This is a genomic window from Cellulophaga tyrosinoxydans (genome assembly GCF_900176415.1).
Lineage (GTDB): Bacteria > Bacteroidota > Bacteroidia > Flavobacteriales > Flavobacteriaceae > Cellulophaga > Cellulophaga tyrosinoxydans.
Window position 1 is genome coordinate 1 of the sequence record NZ_FWXO01000002.1, and the last position, 25,845, is coordinate 25,845.

The window sequence follows — 25,845 nt, forward strand, 5'->3', positions numbered from 1 at the left end:
TTATAAACTATAATTCTCTTGTTAACCTTTGCTCGCGTTTGATTCGATCTCTCTGTAATGGATCTAGGTACTGTTCAGATTCTAAGAAAATTATAGAAGGGTGGGATTTCTATGAAACGATATCATTTTAAATGTATCTAGCCGAGAACTCGCTATCCCTTCTATTTTAGTTTAATGTTCAGTATCTAAACTACTACTTTTTAAAAAGTAGTAGCTCTCTAAAAGTTTTAATTCTATGAAACGATATCAATTAATTTGTATCTAGCCGAACCTCCTAATCTCTTAAAAATATACTATCTTCAAACTAAGAAACAAACATACGAGCTAAACCGTTACCACACATTTAAAATCTGCTAATTGTTTACATATAACGAAACTTTTTGTATATTTGCTAACTAAATGATTTTAGCAAAGAATGATTAAACGATTTGAAACAAAAATACTTGAAGAGGCATTTGAATTTATTGAAAAGCAAAATCTAAAGGCTAGAAAGAAAATATTTCAAAACATAAGACGTGCGGAACAGCAATCTGACCCAAAGTTCTTTAAAAAATTAACTGACGAAATTTGGGAATTTAGAACCCTATATTCAGGAATTCAATATCGACTTCTCGCCTTTTGGGATAAAGAAAATAAAACTGAAACACTAGTTTTTGCTACTCACGGGATTATTAAAAAAACAAGTAAAGTAGATAAAAAGGAAATCGATAAAGCTGAGAGGATTAGAAAAACATATTTTAAAAACAAAAAGAAATGAAAAGTTACACTTTAGACCAAGCAGAAGACCTTTTAATTGGAAAAAAGGGAACAGAAGAAAGAGAAGAATACGAGTTTGAGTTAAAACTTGAATTGATTGGAGATATGATAAAAACAGCTCGTAAAAAAAGAAAACTGACTCAAGAACAATTGGGCGAATTAGTCGGAGTTAAAAAAGCTCAAATATCAAGACTTGAAAATAGCACAGGAAATGTGACTTTTGAAACTGTTATGCGAATTTTTAATGCATTAGGAGCAAAACTAAATTTGAACCTACAAATGTAAAAAAAACGTGTGGCAACAACGTATATAGCTCATAGCTGGTCAGTTGCTTAATCGAGGTTAAGGCATATTTGGAAAGTCGCCAAATTTTTAAATTTGACGATTTCCAATAAAAAAAGATAAATAGTAAAATTTAAAAATTTGGCTTGTGGCTCAACCGAAAAATAATCGCTAATTTGCACGCTACGAGCCATATACAAAACCGTTGCCAGCAATTGCGGAAACTCACTCAAACTCAAAAAATCTCAATTAAAATCGACTGATTTTTTGCCAAACATTACGCTGAGAAACTTACTCGAAATCTGAATTTAAATCCTGCGGAATTTTAGCCAGTTTATGAAAAGATTAAAAAACTGTGTTGCGGAATTTCACTCAAACAAGATTAAAACCTGAACGAATTAATTGTGGAATTACAACTGTTGAGCTGAAATTCACACTGACGGAGTGACATTGATCGCGGAAGAATAGCTAAAGAAGTAAAACTGCAGGCAACAAAGAACTGAGATAAAATACAATTCATTTTAAACGACTATTAAACCTTAGTTTTAAGGCTTGCGCTTACGGATTTTACAAGAGCAATCATTTTTGTTTACAGTTATTCGTTGCTATTTAACAGCGCTTTATCAATGCCTTTTTTAGAATATTTAGATAGTTTAGAGAAGTTCCTGTTGCTATTTTAGCCAATTCATGGCACCAAAGATTTTAAATTACAAACCAAGAATTAAATTATTGAAATAGGATAACTTTGATAATTACAGAATAATTATTGTACTTTATACACAAGTTTAAGAGCAGAATGAAGAGTAATAAACCCTATTTACAGAATTCGTACTATTTTGATTTTGAAAGTGATATCATACAAGATTTAATCGCAGAATACAATGCCGACTCCTTGTCTTCAAAAGAAAAGGCAATTGGTATATATACTAAAATTCGTGATGGTTGGAAATATGATCCCTATAGTATAAGTCTATCCAAAGTAAACTTTCGGGCTAGTAGTATTGCATCAAAAAACTCAGGCAATTGTGTAGAAAAATCAATTTTATTAATTGCTTGTTTACGTGCTATAAATATTCCCGCCAGATTGCATTTAGGAAAGGTAAAAAATCATTTAGCAGTTGAAAAATTAGTAGAGAAATTTGGTTCCAATGAGCTTACACCTCACGGAATGGTTAATGTTTTTATTAATAATGAATGGCTAAAAATGTCTCCTGCATTTAATGCAACATTATGTGAAAAATTTAACGTTGCGCCATTAGATTTTGATGGTGAAAATAGTTCATATTTACAGCAATTTACTAGTGATGGAAATCGGTTTATGGAATACACAGATGACTATGGTTATTTTAAAGATGTACCCTTAACTTTTATGGAGAATAAACTTAAAGAACATTACCCTCATATTTTTGATACAGCGAATGATGTTACTGAGTTTAAGCTTTAGTTTAAAGTCACTTGTAAATAATGAATTCTTAGCGTGTTAAAAAAAAACAACAGTATGTGTCATGAAAAACGATTTTCAATTAATAAGGTTGGCAGCTACAGATCAAGCAGAATTAGTTGCTCTAAGTATTAAAACCTTTTCCGATGCCTTTAAACATCAAAATACTACTGAAAATTTTAATGTTTATATCCATACAGCGTTAACTAGTGAAAAATTAACACAAGAACTGAATAATCCAAATTCGGAGTTTTATTTTGCCAAAATCAATAATGAAACCATTGGCTATGTAAAACTTAATTTTAATGAAGCACAATCGGATCTAAAGGAGAAAAAAGGAATGGAATTGGAACGCATTTATGTGTTACAAGATTTTCAAGGCAATAACTTAGGAAAAAGACTTTTAGATTTCACTATAACTCAAGCAAAACAAAGAAAACTCACTTATGTTTGGCTAGGAGTTTGGGATAAAAACCTTCGTGCCATTGATTTTTATAAAAGGAATGGTTTTATAATTAGTGGATCACATCCGTTCTACTTGGGGAGTGATTGTCAAACCGATTTAATCATGAAGTTAGAAATTTCAGAACATAAATAAGGTAGTACGTTCCTGCTTAAAAATTAAAACTAAATTAAAAAGGATAAAACCTTATGCTTTTGCTAAATTCGCCACAAATACGCTAAAAGTATTTATTACTATGGATCAACAAGAATTTTTAGAGCAGAAGGTATTTGTAGATTTCAAAAATTTGAATGAAAACTATGAGAATGATAAAATTCATCAGTTTTCAGAACAAGATTTTGAGTCTGTTTTACAAAAAGTAGCATATTTTGGTATTGGCGTTTATACTATTGAAGCATTTTTAAATGGTGTTTCTTATGGAGTTTCTAATCATGAGTCGCATCATAAAAAAGCAACAGACGCTAATTGGTATAAAAAAGCATTTCTTAATTTTAAGAAAGGAGAATCTGGCTTAGTATATTCGGCTACTTATAAGGTTTCTAATAAACTTTTAGCTAGATAATTTTCAATTAAATACTTTTTCAAAAAAAACTTCGTTTTAAAACCATTAACAAAAATTAACCAAGCATACCATGAACGGAGAACAAATTTTACAAGCTTTTGCCTATTTATTACCATCAGTAGTTACAGGTGTTGTTGCCTTTTATTTTTTTAAAATGCATACTAAAAATGAAGAAGGTAGAAGGAGATTTATGTTGCAAAAAGATACTCAAAAGCACACTTTACCTATAAGATTACAGGCCTACGAACGTATGGCATTATTTTTAGAGCGTATTTCTATTCCTAGTTTAGTAGTACGCGTAGCTCCAAAATCTAACAATAAAAGTGATTATGAAGCACTATTGGTTAAAAGTATTGAAAACGAATTTGATCATAATCTTACACAACAAATCTATATTACTGATGAATGTTGGAATATAATTAAAGCTGCTAAAAGTGCTACTATACAATCTATACGAAAAGCTGCTTTAAGTGATTCTGAATCTGCAGATAAATTAAGAGAAGATGTATTGAATGATACTATGGATAAATCTTCGCCATCTGCAACAGCGTTGGCATTTGTAAAAAAGGAGATTAGTAATTTATGGTAATTTAGTGATTAGACAGTTTTAAACTTTTCTTCCGCATAACTAAAACCTTGCAGCCACCATTGATGCATTAATTTTTTATTAAAAACAAGGGAGTTTTCGGTAAGTTTTGTTGGTGTATAGTAGAGATTAAGTTTTACATTGTTGTGTTTTGCGGCTAATACACCCTCAGATACATCATGGTATTCTATTTGATCTAGCACAAAACCATAAATACTAAGCATTAAGGAAAAAGGGTTTTTGCCTAGTACTTTGTTTTCATTTAAATTTTCAGATTCTAAGATTATTGCATCTATTTCTGTTGCACCACGGCGTATGGCTTCGCGAATAGGTACAACGCAACCTAAACCACCGTCACCATATTCAAAACCGTCTCTTTTTACTAATGACATAAATGGAATATAGTTACAAGAGATCCAGATCCAATCGCAGAATTCATCATATGAAAATTCGCTTAACTCCTTATACTCTACTCTATTTTTAGATAAATTAGAAACGGTAACTACAACTTTTTTATGTGATCTTTTGATTTCCATAAATTCTTCAACTGAAAAATTTTTACGAATGGTTCGGCGTAAAGCACCACTTTCTCCAAAAGTTCTTTTTCGCTTTAAAAATTGCAGAAGCGTAGTAAAATAATTTATTGTCACAAACTCCCTACCTTCTCTTCTTTTTACAACAAAAGGGTTAAGACTAAATATAGATAACTGATTTACATTGGTATAGATATCGTATAATTTGCCAACATTATTTAATGCTAATTGAGGAATTAGTAGACTCCCAGTAGAGGTACCCAAGAATAAATCATATTCTTTTTTCTTTATTTCCATTAAATATTGAGCAACACCTCCTGCGAAGGCGCCTTTACTCCCACCACCACTAATAACTAACGCTTTCAATCTAAAATTTGGTTTTAATTGGTTATAATTGGTTCAATTTGACTACTTTCTGCACTTTTAAATTTAGCATAATTAAAGCCACTCTCCCACCAGGCTGTCATTTTTTCCTTTTCAAAAATAAGCGAATTCGTAGTTAAAACTATAGGGGTATAATAGAAATTAATAATCGCATTGTTATGATTTGCTACAAATTTACCTATTCGAATATTTTGATGCTCTATACGGTCGAGCATAAAGGCAAACATATTGGTAAGTAATGAGAACACATTTTTTGATGGTAACCTATTTAAATGCGTAACCTCAGTTTGCAAAATTATGGTATCTACAGTTGTAGCGCCTCTTCTAATAGCCTCTTCAATGGGCACCATAGTACCCAGACCTCCATCCGCATATTCGCAACCATCTTTTCTGATTAATGACATGAATGGTGTGTAGTTACAAGAAATCCATATCCATTCGCAAAATTCATCATAGGTAAAATCATTGATAGATTTATATTCTACTTGATTTAATGATAAATTAGATACCGTAACTACAATATCTTTTGGTCCGTTTTTTAAAGTATTAAACTCTTCTTCTGTAACAGATTTTTTTATCAGCTTTAATAAATTATGACTTTCACCAAAGGTTTTGCTACCTCTCCAAAAATTTTTTAAAACATTTAAATGATGAATGCCTATGGTTTCAATTCCATGTTTTTTATGAATGACAAAGGGGCAATTGCTAAAAATATCTTCTTGATTTACGGTGGTATAAATTTGTTTAATTTTTTCAATTTTTTGAAGCGCTAAATGCGAAATTAAAAGACTACCGGTTGATGTGCCTATAAACATATCATATTTATGATGCGCTTCTTCCATAAGGTATTGCGCAACGCCACCTGCGAATGCACCTTTACTGCCACCTCCTGAAATTACTAAAGCTCTCATACTATTATAATTTACTCTTTATATAACGCTGTTCTTCACTATTTAGCATAGGTAACAATGCCGTAATTCTGTTTTTATAATCCTCATCCTTCAAAACATCATCTATTAAAGCTCGTGCAAATTTTTTGAATTGCCAACTGTGATGCATTGAAGCATTAATAAGGTTTTTTAAATGTTCATCGGTTAAACCTAAAGTTTGATGCAAATAAAGCAAAGCTTTTTGACGAATCTCAGGACTATATGTAGGACTTGTATAACTCCCCAATTCATCAAAATACTCTTTAGTTTTAAGACTATTATAATTTTCCGTAACTAATGCTAAAGTTAACCATAATAATCGCACATTATAATCTGGTAAGCCTATGATGTCTTTAGTGGTTTCCATATATTTTTTTCGATCCTCTGGAAAATTGTACCAGAGTTTCAATAAGGCATTTTCAATAGTGACATAACTATTATCATTCATTAAAGTCTCAAATTGGCTTTTTAAATGCTGAGGGATTTTGGTGGTGTTTATAATTAAACCCTGTCTAGTTAATACATCATCCGAGGCTAAAACTTGTTTAAATACAGTATCTGAAAGCTGTTCTTGTGGGGTAGTTTGTATTATTTGTTTTCTTAAAGCGCTAGATGATGTTTCTAGGAATGTTTTTGTAAAGATTTCTTTTTTAGAATGGTCATTGGAATTTGAATCTAATTGCGCTTTAAGCTGATAATAGCTCGCCAAACTTATGGCCTTGGCACTTAAAAATTCCTTCACATTTTCTATCGGAAACTCTTTATTCGTTAACCATTCCGATTGATAATTTGCTAATGACTTTTCACTAGCCTTTTCCATTTCAATTATAAAATCTTTAATAGTAACGTTTTTAAACTTATAGTTTTCTAAGTACGTTTTTATTCCATTTTTAAAGGCCTTATCCCCTATTTCATTTCTTAGCATTACTAATGCCCATGCTCCTTTTTCATAAAAGGTTAAACTACTAGCCTTATCGTTTTGCAATGCTTCGCCTTGTCCATTTTCCGCTGCTAATTTTAATTGTTCGGCAGAATCAAATAACTTCCAATAAAAATAATCATCACCAAAAATTTCTTTTTCAGCTAGCAAAGCATAATAGGTTGCAAAACCTTCATGAAGCCAATGACTATTTCCATCGACTTCCGTTACCAAATTTCCAAACCATTGATGGGCTAATTCATGTGCATTTACATTCACGTAATTTTTATCAATAAACGCAGTAGAATCTATCATATAGGCATCTGAAAATATGGTTGCGCCTGTGTTTTCCATTCCAGCATATAGAAAATCTTTTACAGGTATTTGTTTGTAATTTTGCCAAGGATAAGCTACACCAATTTCATCTTCTAGAAAATCGAAAATTTGCTTAGTATATCGGTAAGTTGGCTCCACTTTTAAACTGTCCTCAGGATAAAAGTATAAGTTTAAAGGAATTTGACTTGTGCTTGTTTGTGCTACTGTCTTATAGTTACCAATAGCAAATGCTACTAAATAACTACTCATAGGATTTTGCATGTCAAATGTCCATTTTTGCAAATTAGCCTGCTGCTTTTCCGTTTTTACTAGGGTGCCATTGGAGATTACTTCGTACTTTTCATCAAAAATAATGCTCATATCAAACTCGACTTTTTCAGTCATATCATCAAAACTTGGCAGCCAATAACTGGTATATTTCCCCTGTCCTTGTGTCCAAATTTGGTTTTGTCCATGCTCAGTTGCAGCATCCCAACCAATAAAATAGACCGTTTGTTTTGGAATGGTTGTATAATTTAAAGTGAGCGAATATTTCTCACCTTTTTTAAACTTTTTAGCTATAATTATACGCTCATTGGTAGTATGGTATTTTACCTTTTTAGCGTTAAGTTTCACTGCCTTGAAACTCATGTTTTTGGCATCTAAAAACACAGAATCAACTGCATTTAAAACCTCAAATTCATAAACTACAGTACCAATAATTTTTTTCGTAGTTGGTTGTATTTCAATTAAAATAGAACCTTTTAAAAAATCAACCTTATCTTGAGTTTGCGCAAGAACTGTGGCTATAAATAGACTATAAAATAATAGGGTAAGGCGTATTTTCTGCATCATATCACAAATATAATCGTTCGGATACAATTATGATACCATGATTTTAGACTTGTTTTATAGTTTACTTAATAATTTATCTGCTTTGGAATATTCTGGTGCATTTGATGGTATTTTTTCTAAAGCAGCCTTTGCATGATTATACTGTTTCTGCTTTAAATAGGCTAGCGCAATATACCATTGGGCTTCATATTTAAAAGCAGAACTACCCTCGGTTATGCTAATCAAATTTTCAAATGCCTTATCAAACGCATCAATCTCAATTAATGCTATTCCATTATATAATTTCAATTCCTCGTTTGTAGGGTCTTGTTGTATAAGTTCCTCTAGATAAATAGTTGCATTTTTAAATGACTTTGTGTTATAAGCATGCTCCGCTTTTTTTGCCAATTCATCTGTATTGCCACGCTGAGTTAAGGCTATGCTATCAATCTGGGCATAGTCAACATATTCAGGTTGGCTAGAATTCATAAAATAGAATCCTATTGCTGAGATTAGTAAAATAGCAACAGCAGCATATTTGTATAGCGAGAAAGTTTTTTTACGCGTTACTTCTTTATTAAAGTAAGCATTGCTTTGTTTATTTAGGTTTGCTTTAAAGGCATTTAAATCTTCCTCTGCATTAAATTTTTGTTCTAATAAACGCGTAGTATTTTTATAAGCATTAAATGCTGTTTTAAACTCAGCATCTGAAGATAAACGTTGCTCAAAATTATTTTTTTCGGCATTGGTTAGCACTTCTGATAGATAAGCTTCAAATAATTCTACATCTTTTTCTAGCATCACCTTACTATTTTAATTGTTTAAATTCTTTACTTGTTTGTATCATTTTTGTTAATTCACCTATGCAAAGCGATTTTTTCTTTCTGGCATAGGCATAGCTTACACCTAGATTTTCTGCTACTTTTTCCATAGATGAAATTTTAAATGTCATTTTAAGCAGTTCTTTACAAGCATTTCCTAAACGTTCAAACATCAAATCAAATAAATGTTGCTGTTCTTCTTCTAATTCTGTTTCAAAGGCATGTTTAGAGGTACTTTCATCTGTAGATACAATCTCTTCTGAAATTGTTACCTCTTTAAGTGAAGATTTTTTTAATTCATTAAACCATTTACGCTTACATAATAAAAAGAAATAAGCATCAAACGGACAAGTTAGCTTTAGGTTTTTGAATTTAGCCTGATTATAAATCATTATTAAAACCTCTTGTATTATGTCTTGTGCATCCGATTCGTTACCACTATTCTGTTTAATAAAGTTTACAACCTTTGGTGCATAGCGGTCGTAGATGCTTTTTATCACTAAGGGACTATTGTGTAATAGGCCATCTATTATCTTTTGATCCTCGTGAATTTTAGGTGTTGCCATTACAAATGAATTTGTCACTAATGTATAAACTTAAAAACTATTCTAAAAACTTACTGGTTTTAAACACAAAATGCTTGAATTACGACAGTGACAATACTATTACATTAATTTAGTAGAGAATAAAAACTGCTCAAAGCCTTTTAAAAACAGGGAATTGAAAAATAATTATAAAATTAGGGTAACAAAACTTCTTATGAATTTATATAAGGTTGAATAAAAGAAATTCAAATTAGTTTAACCTATAAATATTTAAGATATGAAAAATTTAAAAGTAACATTAGGAGCCTTTATGATCGCGGCATCATTATTTACAAGTTGTGAAAAGAAAAGTAATGACACCAACGAGATTTTGATTCCAGCTACAAGTCAAGAATTTGCAGCATTAAAAATGCAAGCCTTAGAAAATCAAAAACAAAATTTTCAGTTTGATGCTGCAACAATGGGAAGCTTCACCACTGAAAATGGAGTTGAAATTTCAATTAACGGATTATGCTTAACTAAAAACGGAAACCCAGTTACCGGAAATGTTGATGTAGTGGTTGTTGAATTATTTGAAAGAGGAAATATGTTAACCACCAATAAAAGTACCATGGGTAGAATGCCCAACGGAGACAAAGCTTTATTACTATCTGGAGGTGAATTTTTTATAGAGGCTACCCAGAATGGTGAGGCTTTAGAAATAAGCTGTGGAATACAAGCCATTATTCCAACAAATTTAACTGGTGGTGATGATAATTTAATGACTATTTGGGAAGGTGTAGCGGATTGTAATGATGCCAATGGTGATGGTATTGATGATGATTGTGACGGTATTGTTTGGGAACAAGATGAAGTAGCTGCTGAGCGTAAAGTAGAAATTGGTGACGGACAAAATGGTGGTAACGTATATTATTCTTTCTTTAGTGATTTCGGATGGACAAATGTAGATCGTTTTTATATGGACCCAAGGCCAAAAACCACGATTTTAGTTGATGTTCCAGAAGGATATGATAATGAAAACAGTGCGGTGTATTTATCTTATGACGGAGAGGCAAATGCACTTGCTAATCTAGATACTTATAATGCAACTACTGAATTATTTAGTGAGCATTACGGTCAAATACCTGTAGGACTAGAATGTCATGTAATATTTGCAAGTGAAATAGACGGCGAATGGTTGTATGCAATTAAGGCAGCAACAATTACAGCAAATGGAATAATTGTATTTACAGAAGCGGAACTTGCAACTGCAACTGAAGCTCAATTGATTACCTTGATTAATGCTTTACCATAAACTATAAATTGCAGTGAAGAAGGAAAAAAGGTAATTGGTGTTATACTGATTACCTTTTACCTATTCATATGGGTAGAAATAATATGTGCTATCCAATAATTGTGCATAACCTATTGATAAATACCAAAGTTAGGTATACCACGTTATTTAAAATAGAATTAATTTGAGAAACTAAAACCAGTTTACCTTGAGACCTTATCTTCCTATTATTTTCTTTTTACTTGTATGCACACTCGTTTCTGCTCAGCATAAACCTGTTACGGATAGCATTGTACGCTATGCGAATATTGGCTATGATAAGAATGGGAATGAAGTATCATTTATATCAGACACACCACCATTACAACAAATTGCAGGTGCCCCAAAGGCATATTACAGTTATTTTTGGGAATTTGGTGATGGTAGGTATAGTTTAGAAAAAGATCCAAAGCATGTTTACGCTAAAAAGGGAGAATACGAAGTAAAGTTATGGGCTACAAATAACTATGATACCGGTAAGCCTCCAGCATCAAGACCTAAAAAAGTAGCAGTTAACAGTATTGATTTTAAGGTTGACGATTTAGCCTCTATGGTTGATGATTTTGCGCTAAAACGCAATAGAGAACCAATGATTGATGAAGAAATGGTGATGATTGTTAGCTATAAAAATCCGCATAACTATGTTACATCAGGAGAAATATATTTGTATTATAATGAACGAATTTATAAGGATAATAATTTTCTAGAACCAGAAATTCGCATGTATAACGGTGAATCTTTGATAAATAATGATGTCATTGCTTTACAGGAAACTGAAAACCCGACTGATGGTTTTTTAGCCTCTACCTTACAGAATGAATTGCGGATTACACAGCAAGTTCAAGATACTACAAAAAAAACCAACCTACCTTTAAGTATTGAAAAGGCTAAGGAAAAATACAAATCCAGTAAAGTAATCTCCTTTAATCAAATGCAACCTGGTGAGGAACGGAATGTTTTTTTAAGCATGCGTACAGCGCCAGAAATGATAAAGGATACTAGTGCTATTATTGCTGTTCGGGGTATTTATGTATCTGATAAAAACTATACAGACCATTCAGTCAAAGAAATGGAAATGGAAATAGTTACCTCGCATGACCCCAATAAAATGTCATCAAACGGAGTGTTTATAAATTACAGATTAGCTCGTTTTAAGAGATTAAAATATAAAATAAAATTTCAGAACAATGGTGAAGGTCCTGCTCGTACTATTCGCTTAGAAACAGATATTCCTGAAATGTTAGATATGTCGACCTTACAAGTTGAAGAAATGTATCCAGAGTGTCCTATTTGCCCTAAAGAACCAGTAATTTATAGTTGTTTAGATACTACACTGCAAAAAAACAAGGCCATATTCACTTTTAAAAATATCTATTTACCCGGTAGCGAACAGAAGAATGTTATGGAATATGATTCCACCAAAGGGTTTGTAAAATACAGCATTAAATTTGCCAAAGATTTTCATAAAAAAAAGACCAAAAGTAGAACAGCAATAATTTTTGATAAAAACGAACCTATAATTACCAATTATGCTACTACTCGCTTTTTACCAGGAATATCTATAGGCATTAAAGCAGGTTATAATTATTATCCAGATATTGAGGAAGCCAAGAGTTATTTTGTGAGTGCAGTGGTATCGCCATATAAACCCTACCGATTTTATTTGCAAGGAGAATGGTCTAATAGTCTTAATAATTTTACCACAAATACTGTTTTAGACCAAATAATTGACAATAGTCGTGGTGTAAAATCATTGCAGCGAACTATAACAAGTAACGAACAAAAAAGCGTAAATTGGGAAGTGCCAATTTTATTGCGCTATAACCTTAATAATTATGTAGGCTTGGGAGTTGGTTTACAGGGTAATTTTAACCTGACCGAAAAAAACAATTCAACAATTACCGTTGAAGATTATGAAAACGAAACGGATCAGTTTTTAATAAATTCAACTAGTACAGAAACAAGTACCTCAGATTCCTTTACGAATTTAAAAACGGGACTAGTTTTAGACGGTACACTTGGTTTTGCACGTTTAGGCCCCAGTATTGGGGCGCGTTACGTAATCAACACAAAAGCCAATTATAATTACTGGCAATTGTATGCTATATTCAGATTTTAATTGAAAAAAATACTACAAATAGTCATCATTTTTACCCTGATTTGTACTCCAAAGCCTTTTTTTGGTCAGCAATCAAGTGAGCAGTTATATGACAAATTAGATAGGTTTGTTGCGAATCCTTCACTGGAACTATTAAAAAAGTTTGAGCAAACCACTACCCTATTTGAAAAGAACAGTAATGATACGGATAGCTATTTAGCTGTGGTCATAGCAAAAACTAATATTGCCTATTACTATCAACAATTTGGAGATTTAAATCAGAGTATAATCTATTATGAAAATGCTTGGAGTCTTTTTGAAAAGCATCATTTAACCTCCTATGATATTTTTGAAAATTGTCTGCTCCCATTATCTAAAATTTATACCCAACAAGGGGATTTTTTAAAGGCTGAAGAACTTCTTAAAAGGTGTTATTTTCATGCAGAAAGTACAGACAATATCCCATTGTTGTGTCAAATTACCTTATCTGTTTCGGCACTCTATAACACTCTTGGTAATTACAATGCTTCAATTACATTTATACATAAAGCCCTACTTTTAAAAGGCATTTCTACTGATGTGAAGCACCAGCTAGAAAATAATTTAGCAGCGAGTTACATTGGAAATAAAAATTATACTAAAGCAAAGGAGCTCCTTTTGCATAGTATTAAGTATCAAAAAAGTGCAAACAGTTATAAAAGCCTTGCGTTTATTGCGCTAAAAGAAAACAACATAGATTTAGCAAGTAGTTATTTTAATCAGGCAGAAATTGCATTGCAAAATCAGAATTATTTTTCAGGACGAGATTTTATACTTCTAGCTATTGAAAAATCGGAGTTATTTCTGGCTGTAGGTAAAAATAATGAAGCGCAAAAAGAATTACAGCATGCTCTAAAAATGATACTTCCAGAACACAGTGGATTATCATTACCCAAAAAAAATACGCTTATTGCTGATCGTAATTTGGTACGCATTTTCGACATTTATGCTGAAACATTGCAAACCACAGAAGAAAAATTAGCGGTGTACGACTTAAGTTTTTATGTAGAAAACTTACTAGTTTCCAGTTATGTGTCTCAAGAGACAAAAATTATTCATCAAACTTCACATAAAAAAAGGACAGAGAAGTGTGTTGATTTGCTTTGGAAGGCACATCTGCAAAACAAGAACTCCGAATATATTCAAAGAGCATTTCATTACGCAGAAAGTAGCAAAGCATCGGTTTTATATGAAAAAATTTATGAAAATAAAAATGAATCTCAAGACTTAAAATCGGAGCAACAAAAGCGATTACTCGCGCAAAGAGAAAAACTAACGGATGACTTATTACGCATACAATTTAAGCAACTAGGAAACCACAAGGCTGATGAAATCGTTGCTGAAATTCAAACAATTGATAGAGAAATAACAAGTTTAAAGGCAAGTGATTCCAAAAAGATCAAAGAAAATGTCATCAATTTTAAACAGTTACAACATCGTATTGAAAAGGATAAGGCCACCTTGGTTTCTTACTTTATTGGAAAGGAATTTAGCTATCAATTTAGTATTGATAAGAATAACATTAAAATGTCACAACTTTCAACAACTAAAGATTTTGAATTAAAAATTAAAAACTTTATTTCTTATTTTGACGGTCCATCAAGTATAAATAATAATATTTCCAGTTTTACCACATCCGCCAAAAACACCTATAAATTACTTCAATTAAACAATCTACCGCATACTCCAAACTTAGTTGTTATTCCAGATGGTTTGCTCAATTTTCTACCCTTCGAGTCATTGTTAACAGCAAAATCTACTAGTATTTCGTTCTCAGAAATGCCATTCTTGGTAAAAGAAAAGTCAGTTGCTTATACGTACAATGTATTTGATTATTTAAATGAATCTGTAGCTAAAAAAGACCAATCTATTTTAGGCGTTTTTCCTGTTTTTGAAAATTCACCACAGGCACTAAAATATTCTATTGATGAAGCTGAAGCTATTAAAGATCAATTCATAATAGTATCCTTATTCAAATCAAATGCGACAAAGAAAAATTTTATAGATAAAGCTAAAACAGCCTCTATTTTGCATTTATCCACCCATGCTGGGAGTGGAGATTATATTGTACCTGCAAATATTCAGTTTATTGATGACGTACTTTATTTGCCAGAATTGTATAGTTTAGATATGACCGGGAAAACAGTTGTATTAAGTGCGTGCGAAACAGGAATAGGTAAATTATTAAGTGGTGAAGGAGCTATAAGTATTGCTAGAGGTTTTTCGTATGCGGGAGCAGATAAGGTTTTATTTACACTTTGGGAGGTGAATGACAAGAGTACTTCTGAAGTTATGGCTGCATTTTATAAAGCATTAAAAAATAGCAATTCAGTATTTAAGGCCAATCATGAATCCAAGCTCGATTATTTATTTAATCCAGACATTAGTAACCACAAAAAATCTCCTTATTATTGGAATAGTTTCACCTACTACGGTGCTATAGATGAAAAGCAAAACTCTTTTACGTATTGGTGGGTACTTTTTGGAGTACTAATAGTTTTGAGCTTGGTAATCGTGTACAAACTTTTCAAGAAGCATTGTTGATTAAAATAAAAATTGAAAGCTTTAATCAATTTTGACTAATTCAACGCTATCAGGCTTTTATAATTTTATTTACCACAAATCTATTTTGTTTTGTTGTGGTTCTTTTGGCGAACGTGTATTTTAGTCGAATGAATGCTAATTATCTACAAACTCCAATTGTATACCTAAAAGGTGTAGGTCCAAATAGGGCCGAAACTTTGCAGATGGAGTTGGGTATTCGCACTTATCAAGATCTTATTAATTTGTTTCCTAACAGGTATTTAGATAAAACGCAGTATTACAAAATAAACCAACTACAGCGTAATTCTTCCGAGGTACAGATCATAGGAAAAATCATTAATATTAAAACGGTAGAGCAAAAAAACGGAAAGCGTTTAGTAGCAACATTTATTGACGATACCGGACAAATGGAATTGGTTTGGTTTCGCGGTCAAAAATGGATTCGGGAGAATCTAAAACTAAACACGCCCTATGTACTTTTTGGTAAAACTAATTTCTACGGTGGGAATTTTTCGATGCCCCATCCTGAAATGGAATTACTCGTTGAACACGAGCAAGGGTTGAAAATATTCATGCAACCTATTTATCCTTCTACTGAAAAGTTGAGTAATAAAGGCATTACTAATAAGGTGATTAGTAAATTAATTCAGCAAATTTTTATAGATATCAAAGGCAAGTTTACTGAAGCCTTATCTCCAAAAATAATAAACGAGCTTCATTTAATTTCAAAGAGTGAAGCCATGTTTAATATTCATTTCCCTAAAAATCAAGAACTATTAGCTAAAGCGCAGTTTAGGTTAAAGTTTGAAGAGTTGTTCTATGTACAAATGCAATTAATTGCAAAAAACATGCTACATAAGCAGCGAATTAAGGGTTTTCCTTTTGATAAAGTAGGCACCATATTTAATAAATTTTATAGTGAGAGTCTTCCTTTTGAACTTACAAATGCGCAGAAAAGAGTTTTGAAAGAAATTAGGGCAGATTTAGGAAGCAATGCGCAAATGAACAGACTCTTACAAGGAGACGTTGGTTCCGGAAAAACTATTGTTGCCCTAATGGCGATGTTGTTAGCAATTGATAATGGATTTCAAGCATGTTTAATGGCTCCTACAGAAATATTGGCCAATCAGCATTATATAGGTATTCAAGAATTATTAGGTGATATAGGTATTAACGTAGCTTTATTAACGGGATCTGTAAAAAAATCTGCGCGTAAAATAATTCACGAACAGTTAGAAAGCGGAGAACTTCATATTTTAATTGGCACACATGCTTTGCTCGAAGATAAGGTGCAATATAAAAATTTAGGACTCGCAATTGTAGATGAACAACATAGATTTGGAGTTGCTCAGCGTTCTAAATTATGGCATAAAAATGACATTCCTCCGCATGTATTAGTCATGACGGCGACGCCAATTCCAAGAACTTTGGCAATGAGTTTATATGGTGATTTAGATATATCAGTAATTGATGAACTACCTCCTGGCAGAAAGCCAATAAAGACCGTACATAGGTATGATTCTAATCGTTTAAAAGTATTTCAATTTATTCGCGAAGAGATAAAAAAAGGCAGGCAGATTTATGTGGTTTATCCCCTAATTCAGGAATCAGAAGCTTTGGATTATAAGGATTTAATGGACGGCTATGAAAGTATTGCCCGTGACTTTCCCCTACCCGATTATCAAATATCTATTGTTCATGGGCAAATGAAACCAGAGGATAAGGATTATGAAATGCAACGTTTTGTAAAAGGCGAAACAAATATTATGGTAGCTACTACAGTAATTGAAGTTGGTGTTAATGTCCCCAATGCATCGGTAATGATTATAGAAAGTGCAGAGCGCTTTGGACTTTCGCAACTGCATCAACTTCGTGGTCGTGTTGGGCGTGGCGCAGATCAGAGTTTTTGTATTTTAATGACAGGTCATAAGCTTTCTTCAGAAGCTAAAACAAGACTACAAACCATGGTACAAACCAATGATGGTTTTGAAATTGCAGAAGTAGATTTAAAACTTCGTGGTCCAGGAGATTTAATGGGAACACAGCAAAGTGGAATGTTGAATTTAAAAATTGCAGATATTGTTAGAGATAATGATATTTTAAAGACAGCTCGTTACTATGCCATTCAATTATTAAAAGACGATCCTACCTTACAAAAAGAAGAAAATAGCGCTATTAATTATACCTATTCGCAACTCATAAAACATAAAAATATTTGGAAATATATTAGTTGAACATCGTAATTCTGTTCACAACAATTATGTTAAAATAAGTCTACTTTATTAAATTTGTGATTGCTTCATTTAGAAGCAGTATTTTTTAAAGTTTTATCTGAAGAAATGAAAAAGACATTATTTGACAAAGTATGGGATTCTCACGTTGTAAAACATGTTGAGGATGGTCCAGATGTATTGTTTATAGATCGCCATTTGGTGCACGAGGTAACAAGCCCTGTAGCCTTTTTGGGAATAAAAAATAGAGGTATTAGCGTACTGTATCCAGAACGAACATTTGCTACAGCGGATCACAATACCCCAACAATTAATCAACATTTACCAGTTCAAGATCCATTATCAGCTAATCAATTAAAAGCTTTAGAAGAAAATTCTAAAAAATATGGAATTAGTCATTGGGGATTAGGTCATCAAAAAAATGGAATTGTTCATGTTGTAGGTCCTGAATACGGAATTACGCAACCAGGCGCTACTATTGTTTGTGGAGATTCGCATACTTCTACTCACGGAGCTTTTGGTGCAATTGCTTTTGGTATCGGTACATCAGAAGTAGAAATGGTTTTGGCATCGCAATGTATTATGCAGCCAAAGCCTAAGAAAATGCGTATAAATGTTAATGGCAAACTTAACTTTGGGGTTTCCCCTAAAGATGTGGCACTTTATATAATTTCAAGATTAACTACCTCTGGAGCAACTGGTTATTTTGTAGAATATTCTGGGGATGTTTTCAGAGATATGAGTATGGAAGGTCGTATGACCGTTTGTAATTTAAGTATTGAAATGGGTGCGCGTGGAGGAATGATAGCTCCTGATGAAAAGACATTTGAGTACGTAAAAGGACGTGAATTTACACCAAAAGGTGCTGCATGGGATAAAGCAATGACCTATTGGAAAACATTGTTTACCGATAAAGATGCAGAATTTGATAAAGAAATTTATTTTGATGCTTCGGATATTGAGCCAATGATTACTTATGGTACTAATCCTGGAATGGGTATTGGAATTTCTAAAAGTATCCCTAAAGCTGAACAAGTTGAAGGTGGTGTAAGTACCTATAAAAAGAGTTTAGGCTATATGGCTTTTAATGAAGGCGAAGATATGATTGGTAAGCCAATTGATTTTGTTTTTATTGGTAGCTGCACTAACGGACGTATAGAGGACTTTAGAGCATTCACCTCTATTATCAAGGGACGTAAAAAGGCTGCGAATGTAACGGCTTGGTTAGTTCCTGGATCACATCAAGTGGAAGCTGCGATAAAAGCAGAAGGACTATTAGATATTATTCATGAAGCTGGATTTGAGTTAAGAGAACCTGGCTGTTCTGCATGTTTAGCGATGAATGATGACAAAGTGCCTGCTGGTAAATTAGCCGTAAGTACCTCAAACAGAAACTTTGAAGGTCGTCAAGGTCCAGGATCAAGAACGCTGTTGGCCTCGCCTCTAGTTGCGGCTGCTGCGGCAGTAACAGGAAAAGTTACCGATCCTAGAGAATTAATGAAAGAGTTTGCATAGGCAAACTGCTATAAGCTTTAGGCTATAAGCCTTAGGCTCTAAATAAAAAATACAAAAAGCTTAAAGCGTAGCGCTTAGAGCATAAAGCATTAAAAAAAATGGCATACGATAAATTCGAAATATTAACTAGTACAGCTGTTCCATTACCAATAGAAAATGTGGATACAGATCAAATAATACCAGCACGTTTCTTAAAAGCTACGGAACGTAAAGGATTTGGAGATAATCTTTTTAGAGACTGGAGATACAATAACGATGATTCTCCTAAAAAGGACTTTGTTTTAAATGATAACACCTATTCAGGTAAAATACTTGTTGGTGGTCGTAATTTTGGTTCAGGTTCTTCGAGAGAACACGCTGCATGGGCAGTATATGATTATGGCTTCCGTTGTGTAATTTCAAGTTTCTTTGCAGATATTTTTAAAGGAAATTGTTTAAACATTGGTGTCCTTCCTGTTCAAGTAAGTGCAGATTTTGCGAACAAAATATTCACTGAAATAGAAAAAAATCCTCAAACCAAAATTGAAGTCAATCTTCCTAATCAAACAGTAACGATACTTGCTACTGGAGAAAAAGAATCATTTGAGATTAATGGTTATAAAAAAGATAATATGCTTAATGGTTTTGATGATATTGACTATTTAGTGAATGTTAAAAAAGAAATCGTTGAATTTGCTAAAAACACCCCTTTATAGAATATAGAGTTTCTATAACTAAGGAATAATCGATACTCAGCAGCGTTTACTAGAATGAAAAAAAGAAAAATTGAAATAATGGATACCACACTTCGTGACGGTGAACAAACCTCAGGAGTGTCGTTTTCAGTTTCAGAAAAACTTACCCTTGCTAAATTATTATTAGAAGAATTAAAAGTAGATCGTATTGAAATTGCCTCTGCTCGTGTTTCTGATGGTGAATTACTAGCTGTTAAGCAAATTACACAGTGGGCTAAAGAAAAAGGACTTCTAGATAAAGTTGAAGTGCTTTGTTTTGTTGATAAGGGAATTTCTATCGATTGGATGTTGGATGCGGGTGCTAAGGTTCAGAATCTTTTAACTAAAGGTTCTATGAATCATTTAAAACATCAACTTAAGAAAACACCAAAAGAGCATTTTTCTGAAATTGCTGATGTAATTCAATTGGCAGAAACAAAAGGTATCGCTACTAATGTATATTTAGAAGATTGGAGTAACGGCATGCGTAACTCCAAAGACTATGTTTTTGAGTTTTTAGATTTTCTGGCAACACAACCTATAAAAAGAATATTATTACCTGATACTTTAGGAGTTTTAACACATTATGAAACTTTTGATTTTGTTTCTGAAATTGTAAAAAAATATCCCAACTTACATTTTGATTTTCATGGTCATAATGATTATGATTTAAGTGTTGCTAACGTTATGGAAGCGTTAAAGGCTGGATGTCATGGGTTGCATTTAACGGTAAACGGAATGGGTGAACGCGCTGGAAATGCTCCTTTAGCAAGTGTGGTGGCCGTAATCAATGATTTTCTGCCAGAGATTGAAATGAATGTTAGTGAATCATCACTATATAAAGTGAGTAAATTAGTATCTGCATTTACTGGCTTTGGAATACCTGCTAACAAACCTATTGTTGGAGCAAATGTGTTTACGCAAACCGCTGGAATACATGCCGATGGAGATAATAAGAATAACTTGTATTTTAACGATTTACTTCCTGAACGTTTTGGACGTAAACGTCAGTACGCTTTAGGTAAAACCTCTGGAAAAGCTAATATTCAAAAAAACTTGCAAGAGTTAGGTTTAACACTTAATAACGAAGAGTTAAAAAAGGTAACGCAACGTATAATTGAATTAGGAGATAAAAAAGAGCGCGTTACTAAAGAAGACTTACCTTATATTATCTCGGATGTATTAGATAGCGATGGCATTCTGAATAAAGTAATTATAAAATCTTATTTATTATCCCACGCTAAGGGCTTACAACCTGCCGCTGCAGTAGCAGTGGAGATTGAAGGCAAGTTATTTGAAGAACATGCACAAGGCGATGGTCAGTTTGATGCGTTTATGAATGCTCTGAAAAGTGTTTATAAATCGCTTAAAGTTAATCTTCCGAAACTTATAGATTATGCTGTAAGAATACCACCTGGCAGTAGTTCTGATGCATTATGTGAAACCATAATTACTTGGGATAATAATGGCAAAGAATTTATCACCAGAGGCCTAGATTCTGATCAAACTGTATCAGCAATTAAGGCTACTGAAAAAATGTTGAATATAATATAGTTGTTAGTAAAGAATAAAATATTTTAAAGGAAAAAGCTATTAAAACCAGAAGCTTTAAGCTTTTAAAACCTTAAACAATAAATTTAAAATAAACTGTAGCTTACGGCATATTGCCTAAAGCTTAAAGCAAAAAAAATATGAAATTAAATATTGCCCTTTTAGCAGGAGATGGAATTGGTCCTGAAGTTATTGATCAAGCAGTGAAAGTATCTAATGCAATTGCTAAAAAACACGGACATGAATTAAGTTGGACACCTGCTTTAACCGGTGCAGCCGCAATAGATGATTGTGGAGAGCCTTATCCTGATAGCACTCATGATGTTTGTGTAGCGGCAGATGCAGTACTTTTTGGAGCAATTGGTCATCCAAAATATGACAACGATCCTTCCGCAAAAGTTAGACCTGAACAAGGCTTACTTAAAATGCGTAAAAAATTAGGCTTATTCGCTAATGTAAGACCAACATTTACTTTTCCATCGTTAATCGATAAATCTCCATTAAAAAGAGAGCGTATTGAAGGAACAGATTTGATCATTTTAAGAGAACTTACAGGTGGTATTTATTTTGGAGAAAGAGGACGTAAAGATGATGGCAATACCGCTTTTGATACTATGACCTACACCAGAGCTGAAATACAACGTTTAGCAAAAAAAGGTTTTGAATTAGCTATGACACGTGGTAAAAAATTGTGTTGTGTAGATAAAGCCAACGTTTTAGAATCTTCTAGATTGTGGAGAGAAACAGTACAGGCTATGGAAAAAGAGTATCCAGAAGTTACAGTTTCTTATGAATTTGTAGATGCTGTAGCTATGCGTTTGGTGCAATGGCCAAATTCTTACGATGTTATGATAACCGAAAATTTATTTGGAGATATTTTAACAGATGAAGCTTCAGTTATTTCGGGTTCTATGGGTCTAATGCCTTCAGCATCAGTAGGTGAAACCACCAGATTATACGAGCCTATTCATGGATCCTATCCGCAAGCAGCAGGTAAAGATATAGCAAACCCGTTAGCTACAGTATTATCTGCAGCCATGATGTTTGAGGATTTTGGTTTAACAAAAGAAGCTCAAGAAATTAGGGATGTTGTCAACAAATCTTTAGCAGAAGGTGTAGTTACCGAAGATTTAGCTGAAGGAGGAAAAGCCTTTAAAACCAGTGAAGTTGGTGATTGGTTGGCGAAGAATATTTAATTTTCTATACACTTAAAAACAAAAAAGCCTCTGAATATTTTTTCAGAGGCTTTTTTTATCCTTTTAAAAGAATAAACTAGGCATTTACTGCATACATTTTTTCTCTTTGTTCTTTTATGTTTTTATCAGACATATAATCATCAAAAGATAAATAACGATCAATAACTCCGTTTGGTGTTAATTCTATTATCCTGTTTGCTACTGTTTGAGCAAATTCATGATCATGTGTAGTGAAAAGTATAGTTCCTTTAAAATTTTTCAATGAGTTGTTAAAAGCAGTAATACTTTCAAGGTCTAAGTGGTTTGTAGGTTCATCTAACATTAGCACATTTGCACGTAACATCATCATTCTACTTAACATACAACGTACTTTTTCTCCTCCAGATAAAACAGAACATTTTTTAAGCGCTTCTTCGCCACTAAATAACATTTTACCTAAAAATCCACGTACATAAACTTCTTCTCGTTCTTCCTCGGTTTTTGCCCATTGGCGTAACCAATCTACCAAACTATCGCTACTTTCAAAAAAGGCATGATTGTCAGCGGGTAAATAAGACTGATTAGTGGTAATTCCCCATTGGTAGTCACCCGTATCAGCTTTTCTGTTACCATTAATAATTTCGTAAAAAGCGGTTGTAGCTCTAGAATCTTTTGAAAAAACAGCCACCTTATCTCCTTTTGCAAGGTTTATATTTACATCTTTAAATAGTAAATCACCATCTTCCGAAGTTGCAGCTAATTTTTCTACATGTAAAATTTGATCACCTGCTTCACGTTCTCTTTCAAAAATAATGGCAGGATATCTTCTGCTTGAGGGTTTAATATCCTCAATCTTTAATTTTGAAAGCATTTTTTTACGTGAGGTTGCTTGTTTACTCTTTGCAACGTTGGCACTAAAACGCATGATAAATTCTTGTAACTCTTTTGCTTTCTCTTCAGATTTCTTGTTTTGTTGAGCACGTTGTCTTGCTGCTAATTGACTACTTTCATACCAGAATGTATAGTTACCAGAATACAAGTTAAGTTTTCCAAAATCTATATCGGCAATATGCGTACAAACCGAATCTAAGAAGTGACGGTCATGCGAGACAACAATTACAGTATTCTCGTAATTTGCTAAGAAATTTTCTAACCAACTAATAGTTTCATAATCTAAATCGTTGGTAGGTTCATCCATAATCAACACATCTGGATTACCAAATAATGCCTGTGCTAATAAGACTCTTACTTTTAATTTAGAATCTATATCGCTCATCATAGAATAGTGTAGCTCCTCACCTATTCCTAAGTTTGATAATAAAGCTGCTGCATCACTATCGGCATTCCAGCCATTCATTTCTTCAAATTGCACTTGCAGCTCTCCTATTCTATCGGCATTTTTATCATCATAATCTGCATACAAAGCATCCATTTCTTTTTTAATGGCCGCAAGAGGCTTATTCCCCATAACAACAGACTCTAAAACAGTAATGTCGTCATAAGCATTGTGGTTTTGCTCTAAAATAGACATTCGCTTTCCTGGCTCTAAACTTACATTGCCAGAAGTAGGATCTATTTGACCAGCTATTATCTTTAAAAATGTTGATTTCCCTGCGCCGTTAGCACCAATAACTCCATAACAGTTCCCTTGTGTAAATGAAATATTTACATCATCAAAAAGAATTCTTTTGCCAAATTGAACCGATAAATTGGATACAGATAACATATTCAGTATTTTAAATTTTGCGCAAAAATAGGTAAAATTTGTAGCCAAAACTAGTAAAGATGTCTTCTATATACACTTCTAAATATGCTAAATATGATTTTTTAACGCTGTATTAACAGGTTGTACTAATGCTGTTTATTAAATTCGCTTTATATAGAATAGTCTTATTATATGATTAAATATTCTTATTGTCTTTTTCTCCTAGCACTTATAGGATGTAATTCAGAAAAAAAAGATCTTACTACCATATTTGCTGGCGAAATTGTTAATCCTACGGGAGAATCTGTGATCTTATATAAAGATGATGTTGTTATAGATTCTGCGCAGTTAGACATGTATAACAGATTCTCTATAAAACTTAACAATTTAGAAGAAGGATTATATAATTTTCATAACTCAGGACAATATCAATATGTTTATTTAACCCAAGGAGACAGTCTTTTAATACGATTGAATAGAATTTATTTTGATGAATCTTTGGTTTTTTCTGGCCGAGGCGAAGAATTAAATAACTTTTTAATTGAGGTTTTTCTTGATAATGAAGAAGAAGAAAGCCTTATAGATACCTATTACAATTTAAAACCCGAAGAGTTTACGCGTAAAGTGGATTCTTTAAGGCAGAATAAAATAGTTTTACTAGAGGAATTAAAATCTGAAATAGATTTATCCCCTAAGTCATTAACATTAGCCCATGCCAGTATAGATTATGGCAGCTACATAAGTAAAGAAAAGTATCCCTTTAAATATTTACGTAAAAACCCTGATGGCACATTACCCAAGGTTTCGGAGCAATTTTATAATTACCGTAAAAATTTAGATTTTGACGATAAAGATTTAACTTTTTTTACGCCATATTATGATTTTATGAAACGTCATTTTGATAATTTGGCTTTTAATGATTGCGCTGTAGATTGTAATGGAGGAAAAACTCATATTAAAGACCAATTACATTTTAATAGACATAAATTACAATTAATAGATAGTATAGTAAAAGAAAAGCAACTTAGAGATAATTTATTTAGAAACGTTGCGATGACTTACTTTCTTAAGGTACACGATAGCGTTCCAAATAATAAAATTTTCTTAGAAGACTTTCATAAATTATCGAATAACAATAGGCATATTGAGGAAATTCATGAATTATATGAAGCTGTTAATAATCTTCAACCTGGTCAACAAATACCAGATATTGCGGTTTTAGATAGCTTAGGCAATACTATTTCATTGAGAGAAATTTCTAAAGTAAAGAAAAATGTAGTTTTCTTTTTCTGGACCGATGCCAATACTAGACATTTTACTAATATTTCTAAACAAATAGAGAAATTAAAGATGCTGCACCCAGATTATACATTTGTTGGTTTAAGTCTATCGGGTAAAGATGAAAATTGGAAAAATGTTATTAAATCTAATAAACAGAGTTTTGATAATCAGTTTAGAGCTAAAGATTCTTATGAATTAAGACGAAGTTTAATAGTAGATGGACTTAACAAAGCAGTGCTAATTAAAGATGGCTTAATTGTAAATGCTTACAAAGACATTTATTCGTTAAATTAAAAATTAACTACATAAAA

General features: G+C 32.6%; 21 protein-coding genes. 15 read left to right on the top strand and 6 right to left on the bottom strand.

Annotation, left to right across the window (positions count from 1 at the left end; genetic code table 11):
- Positions 1 to 415: 415 nt before the first annotated feature.
- The 6 genes from B8963_RS07015 to B8963_RS07040 all read left to right on the top strand — a co-directional run bounded on the left by B8963_RS07015 (position 416) and on the right by B8963_RS07040 (position 4,093).
- Positions 416 to 757 (top strand): type II toxin-antitoxin system RelE/ParE family toxin, encoded by a 342-nt coding sequence (locus tag B8963_RS07015; RefSeq protein ID WP_084060753.1) that lies wholly within the window; start codon positions 416 to 418, stop codon positions 755 to 757.
- Positions 754 to 1,041, top strand: coding sequence for a helix-turn-helix domain-containing protein (locus B8963_RS07020; RefSeq protein ID WP_084060754.1), 288 nt, complete (start codon positions 754 to 756; stop codon positions 1,039 to 1,041). Before B8963_RS07015 ends, B8963_RS07020 begins: the two co-directional genes overlap by 4 nt.
- 793 nt (positions 1,042 to 1,834) lie before the next feature.
- On the top strand, positions 1,835 to 2,482 hold the full coding sequence (locus tag B8963_RS07025; protein WP_084060755.1) for a transglutaminase-like domain-containing protein: 648 nt from the start codon (positions 1,835 to 1,837) through the stop codon (positions 2,480 to 2,482).
- 61 nt (positions 2,483 to 2,543) lie between these two features.
- Positions 2,544 to 3,077, top strand: coding sequence for a GNAT family N-acetyltransferase (locus B8963_RS07030; RefSeq protein WP_084060756.1), 534 nt, complete (start codon positions 2,544 to 2,546; stop codon positions 3,075 to 3,077).
- A gap of 100 nt (positions 3,078 to 3,177) precedes the next feature.
- Complete coding sequence (locus B8963_RS07035) at positions 3,178 to 3,504, top strand: hypothetical protein (protein WP_084060757.1); 327 nt, start codon at positions 3,178 to 3,180, stop codon at positions 3,502 to 3,504.
- A 70-nt stretch (positions 3,505 to 3,574) separates the two neighbouring features.
- Complete coding sequence (locus tag B8963_RS07040) at positions 3,575 to 4,093, top strand: DUF7935 family protein (RefSeq protein ID WP_084060758.1); 519 nt, start codon at positions 3,575 to 3,577, stop codon at positions 4,091 to 4,093.
- Between the two features lie 8 nt (positions 4,094 to 4,101).
- Here B8963_RS07040 and B8963_RS07045 read toward each other — a convergent pair whose 3' ends face one another.
- From B8963_RS07045 to B8963_RS07065, 5 genes are read right to left on the bottom strand one after another with little or no spacing between them, the layout of a single operon-like run.
- On the bottom strand, positions 4,102 to 4,989 hold the full coding sequence (locus B8963_RS07045) for a patatin-like phospholipase family protein (RefSeq protein WP_084060759.1): 888 nt from the start codon (positions 4,987 to 4,989) through the stop codon (positions 4,102 to 4,104).
- A gap of 14 nt (positions 4,990 to 5,003) precedes the next feature.
- Entirely contained in the window at positions 5,004 to 5,918 is a 915-nt protein-coding gene (locus B8963_RS07050; RefSeq protein WP_084060760.1) for a patatin-like phospholipase family protein, read from the bottom strand.
- A 4-nt stretch (positions 5,919 to 5,922) separates the two neighbouring features.
- Positions 5,923 to 8,025, bottom strand: coding sequence for a M1 family metallopeptidase (locus B8963_RS07055; protein WP_317043701.1), 2,103 nt, complete (start codon positions 8,023 to 8,025; stop codon positions 5,923 to 5,925).
- Between the two features lie 54 nt (positions 8,026 to 8,079).
- Positions 8,080 to 8,805 (bottom strand): tetratricopeptide repeat protein, encoded by a 726-nt coding sequence (locus tag B8963_RS07060; RefSeq protein WP_084060761.1) that lies wholly within the window; start codon positions 8,803 to 8,805, stop codon positions 8,080 to 8,082.
- 7 nt (positions 8,806 to 8,812) lie between these two features.
- Positions 8,813 to 9,391, bottom strand: coding sequence for an RNA polymerase sigma factor (locus B8963_RS07065; RefSeq protein ID WP_084060762.1), 579 nt, complete (start codon positions 9,389 to 9,391; stop codon positions 8,813 to 8,815).
- Positions 9,392 to 9,647: 256 nt separating this feature from the next.
- Here B8963_RS07065 and B8963_RS07070 point away from each other — a divergent pair, with 256 nt between their 5' ends.
- The 8 genes from B8963_RS07070 to leuB all read left to right on the top strand — a co-directional run bounded on the left by B8963_RS07070 (position 9,648) and on the right by leuB (position 22,569).
- On the top strand, positions 9,648 to 10,664 hold the full coding sequence (locus tag B8963_RS07070; protein ID WP_084060763.1) for a hypothetical protein: 1,017 nt from the start codon (positions 9,648 to 9,650) through the stop codon (positions 10,662 to 10,664).
- Positions 10,665 to 10,851: 187 nt separating this feature from the next.
- Positions 10,852 to 12,801 (top strand): PKD domain-containing protein, encoded by a 1,950-nt coding sequence (locus B8963_RS07075; protein ID WP_084060764.1) that lies wholly within the window; start codon positions 10,852 to 10,854, stop codon positions 12,799 to 12,801.
- Positions 12,802 to 15,363 (top strand): CHAT domain-containing protein, encoded by a 2,562-nt coding sequence (locus tag B8963_RS07080; RefSeq protein WP_084060765.1) that lies wholly within the window; start codon positions 12,802 to 12,804, stop codon positions 15,361 to 15,363.
- A 128-nt stretch (positions 15,364 to 15,491) separates the two neighbouring features.
- Positions 15,492 to 17,597, top strand: a complete 2,106-nt coding sequence (recG, locus tag B8963_RS07085; protein WP_084060766.1) for an ATP-dependent DNA helicase RecG — start codon at positions 15,492 to 15,494, stop codon at positions 17,595 to 17,597.
- Between the two features lie 105 nt (positions 17,598 to 17,702).
- On the top strand, positions 17,703 to 19,109 hold the full coding sequence (leuC, locus tag B8963_RS07090; protein WP_084061286.1) for a 3-isopropylmalate dehydratase large subunit: 1,407 nt from the start codon (positions 17,703 to 17,705) through the stop codon (positions 19,107 to 19,109).
- Between the two features lie 98 nt (positions 19,110 to 19,207).
- Entirely contained in the window at positions 19,208 to 19,804 is a 597-nt protein-coding gene (gene leuD, locus B8963_RS07095; protein WP_084060767.1) for a 3-isopropylmalate dehydratase small subunit, read from the top strand.
- A 54-nt stretch (positions 19,805 to 19,858) separates the two neighbouring features.
- A complete protein-coding gene (locus tag B8963_RS07100) occupies positions 19,859 to 21,376 on the top strand; it encodes an alpha-isopropylmalate synthase regulatory domain-containing protein (protein ID WP_084060768.1) in 1,518 nt (505 codons plus the stop codon).
- Positions 21,377 to 21,513: 137 nt separating this feature from the next.
- On the top strand, positions 21,514 to 22,569 hold the full coding sequence (leuB, locus tag B8963_RS07105) for a 3-isopropylmalate dehydrogenase (protein ID WP_084060769.1): 1,056 nt from the start codon (positions 21,514 to 21,516) through the stop codon (positions 22,567 to 22,569).
- Positions 22,570 to 22,645: 76 nt separating this feature from the next.
- Here leuB and B8963_RS07110 read toward each other — a convergent pair whose 3' ends face one another.
- The gene (locus tag B8963_RS07110; RefSeq protein WP_084060770.1) at positions 22,646 to 24,274 is read right to left on the bottom strand and encodes an ABC-F family ATP-binding cassette domain-containing protein; all 1,629 of its coding nucleotides are present in this window, start codon (positions 24,272 to 24,274) and stop codon (positions 22,646 to 22,648) included.
- A gap of 171 nt (positions 24,275 to 24,445) precedes the next feature.
- On the opposite strand from B8963_RS07110, the gene B8963_RS07115 reads away from it, so the two are divergent.
- Positions 24,446 to 25,828, top strand: coding sequence for a thioredoxin-like domain-containing protein (locus B8963_RS07115; RefSeq protein WP_084060771.1), 1,383 nt, complete (start codon positions 24,446 to 24,448; stop codon positions 25,826 to 25,828).
- Positions 25,829 to 25,845: the final 17 nt, after the last annotated feature.

Coding starts and splice junctions, on each gene's coding strand:
- B8963_RS07015 (WP_084060753.1), top strand. CDS start 416: ATGATTAAACGATTTGAAACAAAAATACTTGAAGAGGCATTTGAATTT.
- B8963_RS07020 (WP_084060754.1), top strand. CDS start 754: ATGAAAAGTTACACTTTAGACCAAGCAGAAGACCTTTTAATTGGAAAA.
- B8963_RS07025 (WP_084060755.1), top strand. CDS start 1,835: ATGAAGAGTAATAAACCCTATTTACAGAATTCGTACTATTTTGATTTT.
- B8963_RS07030 (WP_084060756.1), top strand. CDS start 2,544: ATGAAAAACGATTTTCAATTAATAAGGTTGGCAGCTACAGATCAAGCA.
- B8963_RS07035 (WP_084060757.1), top strand. CDS start 3,178: ATGGATCAACAAGAATTTTTAGAGCAGAAGGTATTTGTAGATTTCAAA.
- B8963_RS07040 (WP_084060758.1), top strand. CDS start 3,575: ATGAACGGAGAACAAATTTTACAAGCTTTTGCCTATTTATTACCATCA.
- B8963_RS07050 (WP_084060760.1), bottom strand. CDS start 5,918: ATGAGAGCTTTAGTAATTTCAGGAGGTGGCAGTAAAGGTGCATTCGCA.
- B8963_RS07055 (WP_317043701.1), bottom strand. CDS start 8,025: ATGATGCAGAAAATACGCCTTACCCTATTATTTTATAGTCTATTTATA.
- B8963_RS07060 (WP_084060761.1), bottom strand. CDS start 8,805: ATGCTAGAAAAAGATGTAGAATTATTTGAAGCTTATCTATCAGAAGTG.
- B8963_RS07065 (WP_084060762.1), bottom strand. CDS start 9,391: ATGGCAACACCTAAAATTCACGAGGATCAAAAGATAATAGATGGCCTA.
- B8963_RS07070 (WP_084060763.1), top strand. CDS start 9,648: ATGAAAAATTTAAAAGTAACATTAGGAGCCTTTATGATCGCGGCATCA.
- recG (WP_084060766.1), top strand. CDS start 15,492: ATGAATGCTAATTATCTACAAACTCCAATTGTATACCTAAAAGGTGTA.
- leuC (WP_084061286.1), top strand. CDS start 17,703: ATGAAAAAGACATTATTTGACAAAGTATGGGATTCTCACGTTGTAAAA.
- leuD (WP_084060767.1), top strand. CDS start 19,208: ATGGCATACGATAAATTCGAAATATTAACTAGTACAGCTGTTCCATTA.
- B8963_RS07100 (WP_084060768.1), top strand. CDS start 19,859: ATGAAAAAAAGAAAAATTGAAATAATGGATACCACACTTCGTGACGGT.
- leuB (WP_084060769.1), top strand. CDS start 21,514: ATGAAATTAAATATTGCCCTTTTAGCAGGAGATGGAATTGGTCCTGAA.
- B8963_RS07110 (WP_084060770.1), bottom strand. CDS start 24,274: ATGTTATCTGTATCCAATTTATCGGTTCAATTTGGCAAAAGAATTCTT.
- B8963_RS07115 (WP_084060771.1), top strand. CDS start 24,446: ATGATTAAATATTCTTATTGTCTTTTTCTCCTAGCACTTATAGGATGT.